The organism is Stenotrophomonas sp. Br8 (assembly GCF_014763005.1).
In the GTDB taxonomy this organism is placed as follows: domain Bacteria; phylum Pseudomonadota; class Gammaproteobacteria; order Xanthomonadales; family Xanthomonadaceae; genus Stenotrophomonas; species Stenotrophomonas lactitubi.
Map to the genome: position 1 here is coordinate 41,226 of NZ_JACGTN010000011.1, position 13,324 is coordinate 54,549.

The following is a 13,324-nucleotide window of genomic DNA, read 5'->3' on the forward strand; positions in this document are numbered from 1 at the left end:
TAGAGCCGAGCCCATGCTCGGCTGCCTTTCGCAACGTTGTGGGCGATCGATCCGAGCATGGGCTCGGCTCTACATCCACATGGGGACGCCGGGCTGAGCCCGGCGCCGTCCCTTCATCAGAACCGCAGGTCCGCGCGCAGGTACCAGTAGCGGCCACGCGGAATGTCGTAGGTCGAGGCGTCATAGCCGTTCAACGAGCACGACAGGCAGATCGGCGGATCCTTGTCGAACACGTTGTTCAGGCCGGCCGTCAGCTGCAGCCCCTTCATCCAGTCGATCTTGTAGCCCACCTGCGCGTCATGGAAGGTGGTGGCGGACAGCGTGTTGGTGCCGGCGGCCTGGTTGCTGCACACCGGGAATGCCACGGCGTCACCGCAGTCTTCGGTCAGTTCGGAAATGTGGCGTACCGTCCAGTTGGCACTCCAGTTGTCCAGCGTCCACCCGATGCTGGCGTTGCTGGTCCATTCCGGAATCGAACTGTCAGCCACTTCCACGCCGGGCTTCTGCGGCTGCCGCTGGCCGGCCGCACCGGTGGCCTCATAGCGACCGACGAACGTGTTCTTCCATCCCAGCTTGAACTGGCCAATCGAACTCTGCGGCAGGGTCCAGAACAGGTCCACATCCCAGCCGTCGGTCTTGATCGAACCCAGGTTGGTCAGGCGGTTGTTGAAGCTGCTGACCGCACCGGTGCTGGCACGGGTGATGCCGTCGCAGTAGATCGGGTCCAGCGTATCCACGCACAGGTCCAGCTGGGTCTGCGCGTTGATCGCCTGGATCGCGCCATCGATGTTGTGGCGATAGAAGGTCACTTCCACGTCGAAGCGCTCCGACCACGTCGCATCGTTGCCGAACCAGGGGCTCCACACGAAGCCGGCACTGAAGCTGCGCGACCGCTCCGGTTCCAGCTCGCGGTTGCCGCCGGTGGTCACCGAGATCTGCGAGTTGGCCTGCTGGAAGCCGGTCGGCACGCCCAGCGAGGCACAGTTGGCCGCACTGCCGCGCGGCGGTGTGCCACCCAGGCCCACCGAGCAGGGATCGAACAACTGCAGGTCGGCGCGCGCAGCCGAACCGTACAGCTCACCGATCGACGGTGCGCGGAAGCCTTCGGCATAGGTGGTACGCAGCACGAAGTCATCGGTCACCTGCCAGCGCAGGCCGTACTTGGGCGTGAACTCACCGCCGAAGGTCGAGTAATCCGAGTAGCGGCCGGCCAGGCTCAGGTCCAGCTTCTTGCCCAGTGCCGAGTCGGCGAAGATCGGCACGCTCAGCTCCAGGTACGCTTCGTTGACGTCGTAGGAACCGGACGTCGGCTGCGACGGTACGCCGTTGTAGTGGCCGATCACCGTCAGCGGGTCAGGCTGGTACGAGCCTTTGTACTTGCGGTGTTCGAGGCCGGTGGCGAAGGACACCGGACCGGCCGGCAGGGTGAACAGATCGCTGGACAGGTTGGCGGTGAACAGGCTCAGTTCGTTCTGGCTGCGGTCGCGCACCACCGGCTGGATCCAGCGCAGCATGTCCGGGGTGATCGAGCCTGCGCCACCGAAAATGTTCAGCGGCACGCAGCCCGGCGTGGCCGCGCACACCGCCGGATCGCCCAGCGCCATGTTGACGTTGTAGATGTTGTAGCTGCCGTAGTTGGTCTGCTCGGCCTTGTTCTTGCTGTACATGCCGTTGACGTCCCAGTACCAGCTGCGGTCGGCCGCCTGGAAGTTGCCGACCAGGCCGGTGGCGAAGTACGTGGTATCCACCTGCTGCTCGAACACGCGCGCGCCACCTTCCACCGGGCGGCGACCGATCAGGCTCATGTTGCCCGATGACACCAGGTCGAAGCCGAACGGGTTGTACGGGTTCAGTGCCGAGACCACGATGTTGTCGGCCAGCGGATTGCCGGTGGCGCCATCGGGGCCGAAGAACAGCGGCTCCGGGCCGGCCTGGTTGGTCGACTCGCGGCGGTTGCCCAGTGCCTTGACGTACCACTGCACGTTGTCGGTGATGTCGAAACGGAACTGGCCAAACAGGCCCTTACGCTCCGATGGCGTCAGCACCATGTTGTATTCGGCGAAGTTGAAGCGGTCGGCGCTGGTGAAGCAGTGGTAGTCGTCGGTGCGGTTGCAGCCGGCGCTGCCGTCGTAACGCGGGCTGCTCACGCCGGTGTTGGGCACGATGTCCTGTTCGGCACCGGTGTTGGGATCGACGAAGGCAAAGCGCCCCTGCGGAATGCCGCCGCTGCCGAAGGCCAGGCCGGTGCCGGGGATCGGGAAGCGCGACTGCTCGCGGTCTTTCGCATACACCGGGTCCTGCTTGGTCCAGCTTGCCCCCAGGAACAGGCTGTAACGGTCGCCACTCTTGCCCCAGGCCAGGTCCACGCCCTTCTGCGTGCCATCGCCCTTGCCGTACTGGCCATAGTTCAACGTCACCTGGCCGCCATCGAAGTCGCGGCGGGTGATGATGTTGACCACACCCGCGATGGCATCGGAGCCATACAGCGACGACGCACCGTCCTCCAGCACCTCGATGCGCTCAACGATCGCCAGCGGAATGGTGTTGAGGTCGGTGGCCGAACCCACGCCCGAGGCCGAGGATTCGTTGACCCAGCGGATGCCATCGACCAGCACCAGTACACGCTTGGCACCCAGATGACGCAGGTCCACCTGCGCCGAACCCGCGCCGACGCCACTGCCGTCGGGCGGGAAGCCGAAGTTGCCCGACGAATTGAATTTGGCATTGAGCGCCGAGCCCGATCCGGTGAGCTGCTGCAGCACTTCACCGATCGAAGTCAGACCGGTGCGTTCAATATCGGCGCGATTGAGGGTCTGGACCGGCACCTGGCCTTCCACTTCAGCGCGCTTGATGCGGGTGCCGGTGACCTCGACGCGATCCAGGTCGGTGGTGGTCGATTGGGCGGCAACACCCATCGGTGCCAGGGCGGTCACGCACAGCGCGACGGCAACCGCCAAGGGGCGGTGGTGCAGGTAATTCATTCGCTCTCTCTCCAAAGGAATGTCGGGACATGGACTGCCGCGCTCCCCCCTGCATGGCGGCAGCGTCTCCTTTGTAAACAAGCGGTAAAGATCGCGGCGTGATGCCCGACACTCTTTCACGCAGATTTGACGATTCTGAAAGCAGATAACGTCATTTCGCTGCGTATTCACCGAAGGCCGCGCTGACCAACGGTGCCTTTGTAAGCGCCCCTGCGCGAGTGCGGCCCTCCATCAGGAAGGCCGCACCGGTGACTCGCTCACTGCACGAACGCGATGCGTTCCATGCCGGTGGCCTCGGCGGCGGCCAGGATCTTGGCCATGCCGTCGTACTCGGCCGACGGATCGGTGCTGATGCGCAGCTCCGGCAGGTTGCCGGCATGTTCGCTGGCCTGCGCCTGCAGGCGCGACTGCAGATCGCCGATGGCCATCGGCAGCCCGTCCCAGCTCAACTGGCTGGACGCATCCAGGCGCAGCTCGATCGGCGGCGGTGGCTCGGGGCGATCCACCACGCGATCGGTGGCCTGCGGCAGCTGCACGTTGATCGGCCGCGACAACATCGGCGCGGTCACGATGAAGATGATCAACAACACCAGCATCACATCCACCAGTGGCGTGACGTTGATGTCCGCCAGTGGGCCGCTTCTTCCTGCGCTACTGAATGCCATGTGCCGCTCCCTGCAGCAGGGCCGGTCGCCCCAGCCCAAACCTACGCCGGGCAGCCGCCCTCGCGGCAGTGCGGATCACATCATCATTCAGCTGTCGTTGTCCTCTGCTGCCGTGTACGCAATGAGAAACTGAATTCAGCCACTGCCCGCTATGCTGGTCGCCATGACCCGACGATCTTCGACCGCCCTGTCCCTGCTCCCGCTGGCCACCACGCTGCTGATCGGCTGCGCGAGTGCCCAGTCCCTCGATGCCCAGAACGCCCAGTTGAAGGCCGCCATCGCGGCCGCCGAACGGGGCCAGTTCGATCCCGGCCAGGCCGCTGCGCTCAGCCGCCATCCAGCGTATGGCTGGCTGGAATTCGCCAATCTGCGGCGCAACATCGACACCGTGGATACGGCGCAGGCACAGGCCTTCCTCAAGCGCTACCAGGGCCAGGCCGTGGCCAACAGCTTCCGCAGCGCCTGGCTGCCCTCTGTGGCGCGCCGGCAGGACTGGCCGACGCTGCTGGCCAACTGGGTGCCGACCGACAACCTCGGCCTGCGTTGTGCGCAGCTGACGGCGCGCCAAGCCACCGGCAAGGTGGACCCGCAGTGGATTGGCGAGGCACAGGATCTGTGGCGCAAGAACGGCAAGTCGCTTCCCGACGCCTGCGACGCCGTGTTTGCCGTGCTGCAGGCGCAGGGTGGCATGAGCGATGCCCTGCGCTGGGAGCGCATCGATGCCGCTGCCGATGCCCAGCAGCCGGCGGTGATGCGTTCGGCCGCACGTGGCCTGCAGGCGGGCGACCTCGCGCTGGCCAACACCTATGCCGCCTTCGTCGACAAGCCCAATGCCAGTGCCCTGAACTGGCCGCGCAACGAGCGCAGCCGGCGCATCGCCACCGATGGCCTGGCCAAGCTGGCCAAGGCCGACCCGGACGCCACCGAACAGCAGCTGCCGCAGTACGCGCAGGCGTTGGGCCTGAGCGCCGAACAGCAGGGTCAGGTGCGTTACCAGATCGCCCTGTGGACGGTGGCGTCCTACCTGCCCGACTCTGCCCGCCGCTTGAATGCCGTACCCGATGCGGCCTACGACGAACGCCTGCACGAATGGCGCGCACGCGAAGCGATGTCGCGCGGCGATTGGCCGGCGACGTTGGCAGCGATCCGCAAGATGGGCCCGACCCAGCGCAACGATTCGCGCTGGCGCTATTTCGAAGGCCGCATGCTGGAAAAGACCGGCCAGGCACAGCAGGCGCAGCCGCTGTTCCGCGAAGCCGCACGCGCGCCTACCTTCCATGGCTTCCTGGCGGCGGACAAGCTGCAGCAGCCCTACACCCTGTGCCCGTGGAAGCCCAACGACAGCGCGCAGGCGCAGGCCGTGGTGGCCCGCGATCCGGCCATCCAGCGCGCGATGGCGCTTTACCAGATCGACCGCGCCGGCTGGGCGGTGGCCGAATGGAACAACGCACTGTCGCGCTTCGATGACACCCAGCGTCGCCTCGCGGTGCGCGTGGCGCAGGACAACGGCTGGTTCGACCGCGCGGTGTTCTCGCTCGGCAAGCAGAAGCAGGAGCAGCGCCTGTACGACCTGCGCTTCCCGCTGCACCACGACGCCACGATCCGTCGCGAGTCGGCGCGCAATGCGCTGGACCCGGCCTGGGTGGCCGCTGAGATCCGTGCGGAAAGCGTGTTCAGCCCGCGCGCGCGTTCGCCTGCCAACGCCATGGGCCTGATGCAGGTGCTGCCGGCGACCGGTGCTGGTGTTGCCAGGTCCATCGGCCTGACCGGCTACGGCGGCGCTGACAGCCTGTACGACCCGGACACCAACATCGCCATCGGTACCGCGTACCTGCGGCAGTTGATGAACAAGTACGAGGGCCTGCCCTACGTGACCATCGCCGCGTACAACGCGGGCCCGACGCCGACCGCGCGATGGCAGACCCAGCGCCCGGGCTTCGATCCGGACCTGTGGATCGAGACCATCAGCTACAAGGAAACGCGCGAGTACGTTGCCCGCGTGCTGGCCTTCAGCGTGATCTACGACTGGCGACTCAATGGCGACGCACTGCCGCTGAGCGACCGCCTGATGGGCCGCCTGGTGGACAAGCGCAAGAGCTTCACCTGCGCCGCCGACGCCGACCAGGGCGGCGATTGATCGCACGAAGACGGTAGCGCCGGGCCATGCCCGGCGGACGCCGCGATGTATCCCGCCGGGCATGGCCCGGCGCTACCGTGCCATCATCCCCCACATGAAGATCTATCTTGTCGGCGGCGCCGTGCGCGACCGCCTGTTGCAGCGCCCTGCCGGCGACCGTGACTGGGTCGTCGTCGGCGCCACGCCCGCGCAGATGGAAGCGCAGGGCTTTACCGCCGTGGGCCGCGATTTCCCCGTCTTCCTGCACCCGAAGACCGGCGAGGAGTACGCGCTGGCGCGCACCGAACGCAAATCCGGTCGTGGCTACCGCGGCTTCGTGGTCGATGCCGATCCGGCGGTGACGCTGGAAGAAGACCTGCAGCGCCGCGACTTCACCATCAACGCCATCGCCTGCGATGAAGACAGCGGCGCGCTGGTCGATCCCTATGGCGGCGCGCGCGACATCGAGCAGCGCGTGCTGCGCCATGTCGGTCCCGCCTTCGTCGAAGACCCGCTGCGCGTGCTGCGCGCGGCGCGCTTCATGGCCCGCTTCGCCTCGCTCGGCTTCACCGTCGCGCCGGAAACCATGGAACTGATGCGCGAGATTGCCGCCAGCGGCGAGCTCGACGCACTGGTGCCGGAACGTGTGTGGCAGGAACTGCGCAAGGCACTGGTGTGTGAGCGCCCGTCCGCGTTCCTGCGCACCCTGCACGACGCGCACGCGCTGGGCCCGATACTGCCGGAACTCGAAGCGTTGTACGGCGTGCCGCAGCGCGCGGAATTCCATCCGGAAGTCGATACCGGCATCCACCAGGAAATGGTCAGCGACATGGCCGCGAAACTCGCACCCGGTGATGATCTGGTCGGCTTCGCCGCACTCACCCACGACCTCGGCAAGGGCCTGACCCCGCCCGAGGAATGGCCGCGCCACATCATGCACGAACAGCGCGGCATCAAGCCGCTGAAAGCACTGTGCGCGCGCCTGAAGATTCCGACCGAGCACCAGCATTTGGCCGAGGCCGTCTGTCGCGAGCACTTGAACGTGCATCGCATCGACGAACTGCGCGATGCCACCGTGCTGGAACTGTTGGGCCGCTGCGATGCACTGCGTCGACCGGAACGGGTGGCCCGCATCGCGCTGTGCTGCGAGGCCGACAAGCGCGGCCGGCTGGGTTACGAGGACAGCGACTACCCGCAGGGCGAAACGCTGAAGCGCCTGCACCGGGCAGCGCTGTCAGTGCAGGCGCGTGACCTGGACACCACGCACCTGAAGGGGCCGGCCATTGGCGAGGCGCTGGCCAAGGCGCGTGTACGGGCGATCGCCGCCGCCCGCTGAAGCATCTGGTAGTGCCGGCCGCTGGCCGGCAACCACAGCTTTATCAGTGCGCCATTCCACGCGTGATCGCCGCAGCACGTTCCTTCAGCTGCGCCACCGCGTCGGGGATCATCTCCATGCCCACGTCCAGGCCCGGGTTCAGCACCAGGCCGACGCCCTCGCCGATGCCCGACAGCAGCGCATGCACCGCGATGGGCATGGCATGGGCGAACTGCGGCAGCTGCTCGTGCCAGATTTCCGCGCGCTCGGGCGCAGTGAACACCGCGAACATCGGCTCGCCGCCTTCGCTGGTCAGCACCAGCGGCGAAATGCTCTCGTCCCAGGCGCCATCTTCACCGATGGCCTTGTCCAGCAGCACGAACACCGGCGCGGTCAGCAGGCCGTCGAGGAACTGCGAGGCCGTGAGGGTTCCATCCTGGGCCTGCAACAGGCGCACTTCCAGATCGTTGGCGGGTTCGAACGGCGTTTCGTGGTCCATGGTCGGTTCCGGTACGTGATTGCTGGCTGCAACTTTAGCAGGCCGCGTCCTCAACCACCGTGCCCTTGCCGCCACATCCACCCTGCCACTGCCAGCCCGGCCACCACCACCAGCATCACCGGCAGGCCGAAGCGGTGTCGCCACGGGATCGGCACCCCGCCCAGCTGCTGGTCCATGCTTTCGGTATCCAGCACCCAGCCGTGTTCGCAGCCGGTGCAGGCCAGCTCGTAACGACGCTGGTAGACGAAGCCGAACAGCAGGTCGATGCGCGCCATCTTGTAGCGCAGCTGCGGGGCAAATTCGGTTTCAGCCTGGCAGCGCAGGCAGTGGTGCGCTTCGGTGGGGCCGACAATCAGCACCCGTTCGTGTTGGCCAATCAGCAGCATGGTTCAGCCTTTCCTGCAGGCGGGCTGGGCCAGCAGCCAGGCTTCGGCCGTATCCACCGTGGCGGCATCGCCGACGGTGGCCTGGTCCGGTGCGATCTTCCGCCCGTCGCCATTTCCATTGCGATCGCGCATGACGCTGGTGGTCAGCACCAGCGCGCTGCCGTCCACCAGCCGGCGCACCACGTTGGCAGTCGATACGCCCGCCGTGGGCTGGCCGAAACTGCGGGTCTGCGCGCGGCCGCGGAACGCCAGAACGGTCGCCTCACCGGAACTGGCGGTGCGCGGGCCGGTCAAGACTGCCACCGGTGCGCCAACAAGGCTGGGTAGATAGCCGGGCTGGCCGAAATCCAGACGCGTCGCCTCGCCCATGCGCACGCCACTGGCGGTGGTCTGCCACCGTACCGGACCGTCGGCGGTCTCGAATGATCCCACGTCCTCGATGCCCATCGCCGAGGTGCGCAGCAGCGGCGCAACGCCCAGCAGCATCGGCCACATGTTGCCGCCGGTGTTGTCGCGCAGGTCGACGATCCAGCCACAGCGAGACGTGCTGTCCTTTTCACGGATGATGTTCTGCCAACGCACCGCACGCTGGATGTTCTGCTGCTGCAGCTGCTGCGGCGGCGCACTGGGGTCGGCCGCATAGCCCTCGATCAGCACCTGGCCGATACGCGGGTCACGTTGGTGCGTGGCGTCGCTTTCGCTGCGGGCGACGGCGCTGGCATTTTCCTTGGCGAAGCGCTGCACACGTTGCTGCTGTCGTTGCGGAGTCATCCAGGTGCCGTGACCGCCTGAACTGCGGCCGATGGCTTCGGCCAGCACGGTCCGAACCTTGGCGGAATCGCCCTGCGCGTCCTTCAACCGCGTGCGCGTGGCTGGCCAGTCGACCCTGCTTCGGTACAGCGCCTCGCGTTCGAGCATGTCCAGCAGCTGTGCCTGCGCGGCGGGTGATGGGATCTCGATGGTGTCGGCCGCAGTGGCAGCGGTCGCTGCCAGCAGCGCGGCGATCAAGGCGGCTCGTGCCGGCAGTCCCTTGCTGTTTCGCATCGACATCTCCCTGTCGTTGGATGAAGGCGAAGCATAACGCCTCGGCCGTCGCGCGACGTGTCGCATCAGGCACATCAGGATCGGGCTGCGATTTACAACTTTGCCCATGTCGGCGCGGCGGCAAACGCGCGAAGGTCGCTGTGCCAGCGCCACCTGCGCTGGCCGGGATTGGCGTCCCGAATCAATGAGCAAAGATGACCGATTGCCTCGCTGCAGGCACTCGCGACAATGCACCACCTGCCGGTCCATGGCGGGCGGTGCGTGGGGACCCTTGGGTCCGTCGGCTTCTTCTTTGCTCTTGACCGGCACGCCAACCCGCACCGCCCGCCACCTTGCATCCCGCAGGTGGCCTTGCCTTATGAGGTTGTTGCCATGACAACGCTCTACCCCACCTATCCGCGCCTGCACACATTGCTGGGCGATGCACTGCCCGACCTGCAGCTGTCCAACGCGACTGCCGAGGCGTTGGAAGACGCGCTGACCGAAGCCGAGGAAGCCGCTCCCACGCCGGCCTTTTTCAAGCGGTTACGCGACGTCACGCGCTGCCACGCCGCCGACGGCGAGCCGTGGACGGAACTGCGCATCACGCCGGCGCGTGCCCGCGATCTGGCCTGCACCACGCGCTGCCTGCTGGCGTTGTCGGCATTGGGTGGCGTGTTGCTGGCGACACAGGCCGCGCGTGAACTGGACGACGCGGAGGCGCAATGCCCGCCGCTGACAGAGGAAGGGTTGCTGCATGCGGTGCAGCTGCTGGCCGATCACGCAGGTACGTTGCTGGGTCGATCGCCGTTGTGATGCAGGTGTGTGGGAATTGATTGACTGCTGCCAAGGCGTGCCGACCAAGGTCGACACCTACCAGGGCGGGTCATGACGCCGGTGAGATTCGTGTCGACCAAGGTCGACACCTACCAGAGCGGGTCATGGCGTCGGTTGGATTTGTGCCGACCGAGGTCGGCACCCACCAAAGCAGCCAAAGTGGCGGGCGTCACCAATCCGCGCGCAGGCCGATGTTGCCTTCGATGATGCGGCGCTTGCCGTTGTCGCTGCCACCCACCTCGCGGGTGTAATCGGCCACGGCATATGCGCTGATCGTGCGGTTGAAGCGCCCGACCACGCCGACACCGGCTTCCAGTGCGCGTGACCGCTGCGAATTGATGATCGCATCGCTGTCGAACAGGATGCGGTCCTCGCCCGAACGGCCGTGCCAGTAATTCAACTTGAAATATGGCTGCCAGCCGTTGTCAGCCAGTTGGTAATCACCCGCCAGGCGCAGGCCGACGCGGCCGGTCCAGGCGTTGTCGTTGTCGAAGGAAACGGTGGACACCAGATCGCGCTGGTCATCCAGCGAACTGCGCTGCCAGATCACCTGTAGTTGCGGCTCCAACCACCACGATGACTGCCCGACCTGCAGCAGTGGTTTGCCCGCTTCCAGCGACAGCGTGGTGCCATCGCCCTTGAGGTCGATGCCCAGCCCGCGCGACGAACGCGTGCGGCCGTCGTAGCGGCTCTGCATCGCCACCGCGTCGATGTAGCCGCCACTGCTGTCAGTCAACGTCCAGTACAGGCCTACGTGTTTGTCGTCCAACCGGCTCTGGCCGACCAGCACGTTGTCCCAGCCCACGGCCAGGCCGGTGATCCTGCCATCGGCGCGGGTGCGGCCGACGAACACGCCGATCTGGTTGCGATGGTTGTCGGCGGCAGCGGCCCATACGTCCAGGCCCGCCTGCACGCCCATCACGTCGCCATCGAAGCCGGGCCGTGCATCGCCCTTCCAGTGGATCTCGCTGCTCTGCCCCACCAGCCGCCCCCACGCGGTGCGGAACGCGCCCTGGCTGTACAGCAGGCGCTGTTCGCCCTGGCGCTCGTGGAAGGTACCCAGGCTGGCCAGCGAGGTCTCACGCAGCAGCGGGGGCACCACGGCGTAGGCAGCGGTCTCCAGGCGGTACAGCGGCACCAGGCCGTTCTCGTCCGGCGCGGCGGGTGTTGCTCCCGCACTGGGCGGCGGCGCACCGGTGCCGGGCAGGCTGCCCCCGGCCACCGGCACGTCCGGCACCGGTGGATCGCTGGGCGGCGCCACGGGCGGCGGTTCCGGCGGCGGCGGCGGTGGCGCGGTCTCACCGGCGGTCAGGTTCGGATCGATGGCACCTTCCGGTGGCGGTGGTGGTGCCGGGGGAATCGGCGGCGGCGGTGCGACCGGCGGTGTCGGCGGCGGCGGTGGAACCACTTCGCCGCCACCGTTCGGCGCGGGGGCCGGCCCGGCCGCAACTGTCGAACGCAGATACCAGTTCTCACCGGTACCGGCGCTGACGCCGCCCTTGAACAGGAAATACTCGTAGGCGCCGGCCGAGACCGGTGCGAACAACGAGAACGCACCGGGCGCCGTGGTGGCACCGTTCAGTGCCTGCACCACCAGGATGCCATCGACCAGCGTGGCTGCCCCGCTGCCGCCCGCGTTGAGGATGCCGATGCCGGTGCTGCCGGTGGCCGTGCCGCCATCGATCACCAGCCGGTCGCTGGTGGCGTTGTCCGCCGCCAGCACGGTACGCAGGTACAGCCCGCCGCCATCGCCACGGTAGTTGCCGCGCACGGTAAATACATCGCCCGGCGCGGAGCCGGTCAGATCGATGCGCCCGGCGTTGACCACATTGACCAACGCGCTGCCGCTGAATGGACGCACTGCATGCGTCCCGCTGCCTGCATAGATCGTGCTGGTGTCATCCAGGGTGAGTGAACCAGTACCGCTGACACTGTCACCGAGCACCAGATCACCATCGAAGGTGAGCTCGGTGCTGCTGGCCAGGCTGATCGCTTCCCAGTTCTGGAAACGCGCGACGCCGCTGCCTTTGACGTTGCTGAAGCTGAGACGATCATTGCCGCTGCCGCCGTCGAACAGCGGCACCGCGCCGATGTTGCCCTGGTTGAGGTTGCTCAGCGTGGCCACGTCGTCATCGGGGCCTGCGTCGATGGCGCCGTACACGATGCCGCCGCCGTTCCAGTTGAAGGTGTCGTTGCCGGTGCTCAACAGCACCTGGCCACGCACGGTGCCATCGGTGATGGTCACGCTGTCATTGCCGCCGCTGACACTGATGTTGCCGCCGATATAGGCGGTGCCGGAGATGATGATGGTGTCGGTGTCGAAGCCGGTAACCACGTTGCCGTCGACGGTGCCGCCGGACATGTCCCACAGGTTCTTGTCCAGCTTCATGTTGACGCGGCCAATGCGGCCGCCGGTCATCCACGCCTGGTCGCCGTCTTCGAACGCGCCGACGATGCGGCCGCCGCTCATGCGGAAGGTATCGATGTTGTCGCCCTGCTGCAGGGCACCGATGGTGCCGCCGGTCATGACGAAATCATCGCGGCCACTGCCCTGCGTCACCAGTCCGGTGATGGTGCCGCCGTTGACGGTCAGCTGGTCATCACCGCTGCCCTGGTCGAGGCTGTCGAGCGTGCCGCCGTTGAGCAGCAGCACGTCGTTGCCGTCGCCCTGCTGCACGGCGCCGGTGATGCTGCCGGCCAGCATCTGCAGGCGATCGTTGCCGGCACCGAACTGCACGCCGCCGGTGCCGCCGCTGATGGTGCCGCGGTTGACTACGCTGCTGTCGCCTGCACCTTTGAAGGCGATGCCCCAGCCAGCGGCAGCACCGATCTGGCCGTCGTTGACCACGCCGCTGCCCCCCTGCAGATACAGCGCGTACCCCTGTGCCGAGGAAATGCTGCCACTGGCGGCATTGTTGACCGTCACCATCGCATCGGCATTGATGCCACCGGCGGTGCCGCTGCCGACGGTGCCGCTGGCGGCGATGCTGCCCTGGTTGTTGATGGTGCCGCCGGCCGTAGGGGCGACGTAGAGGGCGTTGGCGTTGCTGGTACTCAACTGCGCACCGCTCTGTACATTCACGATAACGCCGCTGGCTCCAGCACCAAGGGTGACCGGCGTTGCATCGGGGTTGGGCGCGGCCGCGCTGCAGGTAACGGTCTGCCCGGCGACGGGGGCGGGGGCATCACATCCCGCCCAGGCTGCCGGGGCGGCCAGGGCGAGCAGCGACGGCGCCGCCAGGATCTGTAGCAGGGAAACGGTCAAACGGCGCCGGCGGAACCCGGGCGGGACGACATGGAACATACGGCACTCCTGGGTCGTGGGATCAGGAACTGCGGAGGCTATGTACGGCGCTGCTGACGCAGTCTGCCCTGCCATGAATGGTTTCGATAGGTGAAATTGCAGGCAAGCGGTCACGTTTTTGATGTGAAATCGGGAAGTGCTCACGCGGCCCGCATATCGATGAATGCGTTCACCATCATTGCCCCGCCAAGAGCATCC

Annotated in this window: 9 protein-coding genes; 3 read left to right on the plus strand and 6 right to left on the minus strand. The window is 66.8% G+C overall.

The genetic code is table 11. The features are described from left to right. Positions 1-116 precede the first annotated feature (116 nt). Both H3005_RS11245 and H3005_RS11250 read right to left on the minus strand, forming a co-directional pair. Positions 117-2,981, minus strand: coding sequence for a TonB-dependent receptor (locus H3005_RS11245; RefSeq protein ID WP_100553548.1), 2,865 nt, complete (start codon positions 2,979-2,981; stop codon positions 117-119). 257 nt (positions 2,982-3,238) lie between these two features. Further along, complete coding sequence (locus tag H3005_RS11250) at positions 3,239-3,646, minus strand: biopolymer transporter ExbD (protein ID WP_100553549.1); 408 nt, start codon at positions 3,644-3,646, stop codon at positions 3,239-3,241. Between the two features lie 151 nt (positions 3,647-3,797). Here H3005_RS11250 and H3005_RS11255 point away from each other — a divergent pair, with 151 nt between their 5' ends. Beyond that, positions 3,798-5,783, plus strand: coding sequence for a transglycosylase SLT domain-containing protein (locus tag H3005_RS11255; protein WP_100553550.1), 1,986 nt, complete (start codon positions 3,798-3,800; stop codon positions 5,781-5,783). Between the two features lie 94 nt (positions 5,784-5,877). Continuing rightward, complete coding sequence (locus H3005_RS11260) at positions 5,878-7,098, plus strand: multifunctional CCA addition/repair protein (protein WP_100553551.1); 1,221 nt, start codon at positions 5,878-5,880, stop codon at positions 7,096-7,098. Positions 7,099-7,141: 43 nt separating this feature from the next. Here H3005_RS11260 and H3005_RS11265 read toward each other — a convergent pair whose 3' ends face one another. Genes H3005_RS11265 through H3005_RS11275 form a run of 3 tightly spaced genes read right to left on the minus strand, consistent with a single transcriptional unit; the run spans position 7,142 to position 9,006 of the window. Continuing rightward, entirely contained in the window at positions 7,142-7,576 is a 435-nt protein-coding gene (locus tag H3005_RS11265; protein ID WP_049467432.1) for an SseB family protein, read from the minus strand. 50 nt (positions 7,577-7,626) lie between these two features. Then, the gene (locus H3005_RS11270) at positions 7,627-7,962 is read right to left on the minus strand and encodes a hypothetical protein (protein ID WP_100553552.1); all 336 of its coding nucleotides are present in this window, start codon (positions 7,960-7,962) and stop codon (positions 7,627-7,629) included. 3 nt (positions 7,963-7,965) lie between these two features. Then, a complete protein-coding gene (locus H3005_RS11275; protein ID WP_100554207.1) occupies positions 7,966-9,006 on the minus strand; it encodes a S41 family peptidase in 1,041 nt (346 codons plus the stop codon). Between the two features lie 372 nt (positions 9,007-9,378). Between H3005_RS11275 and H3005_RS11280 the strand changes: the two genes are divergently transcribed. After that, positions 9,379-9,801, plus strand: a complete 423-nt coding sequence (locus tag H3005_RS11280; protein WP_191078204.1) for a hypothetical protein — start codon at positions 9,379-9,381, stop codon at positions 9,799-9,801. A 190-nt stretch (positions 9,802-9,991) separates the two neighbouring features. On the opposite strand, the gene H3005_RS11285 is transcribed toward H3005_RS11280, so the two are convergent. Beyond that, positions 9,992-13,126, minus strand: a complete 3,135-nt coding sequence (locus H3005_RS11285; RefSeq protein ID WP_191078205.1) for an autotransporter outer membrane beta-barrel domain-containing protein — start codon at positions 13,124-13,126, stop codon at positions 9,992-9,994. Positions 13,127-13,324 lie beyond the last annotated feature (198 nt).

Bases quoted from the DNA above. Each gene is read 5' to 3' on its own strand.
- H3005_RS11245 (WP_100553548.1), bottom strand. From the start codon at position 2,981: ATGAATTACCTGCACCACCGCCCCTTGGCGGTTGCCGTCGCGCTGTGC.
- H3005_RS11250 (WP_100553549.1), bottom strand. From the start codon at position 3,646: ATGGCATTCAGTAGCGCAGGAAGAAGCGGCCCACTGGCGGACATCAAC.
- H3005_RS11255 (WP_100553550.1), top strand. From the start codon at position 3,798: ATGCTGGTCGCCATGACCCGACGATCTTCGACCGCCCTGTCCCTGCTC.
- H3005_RS11260 (WP_100553551.1), top strand. From the start codon at position 5,878: ATGAAGATCTATCTTGTCGGCGGCGCCGTGCGCGACCGCCTGTTGCAG.
- H3005_RS11265 (WP_049467432.1), bottom strand. From the start codon at position 7,576: ATGGACCACGAAACGCCGTTCGAACCCGCCAACGATCTGGAAGTGCGC.
- H3005_RS11270 (WP_100553552.1), bottom strand. From the start codon at position 7,962: ATGCTGCTGATTGGCCAACACGAACGGGTGCTGATTGTCGGCCCCACC.
- H3005_RS11275 (WP_100554207.1), bottom strand. From the start codon at position 9,006: ATGCGAAACAGCAAGGGACTGCCGGCACGAGCCGCCTTGATCGCCGCG.
- H3005_RS11280 (WP_191078204.1), top strand. From the start codon at position 9,379: ATGACAACGCTCTACCCCACCTATCCGCGCCTGCACACATTGCTGGGC.
- H3005_RS11285 (WP_191078205.1), bottom strand. From the start codon at position 13,126: ATGTTCCATGTCGTCCCGCCCGGGTTCCGCCGGCGCCGTTTGACCGTT.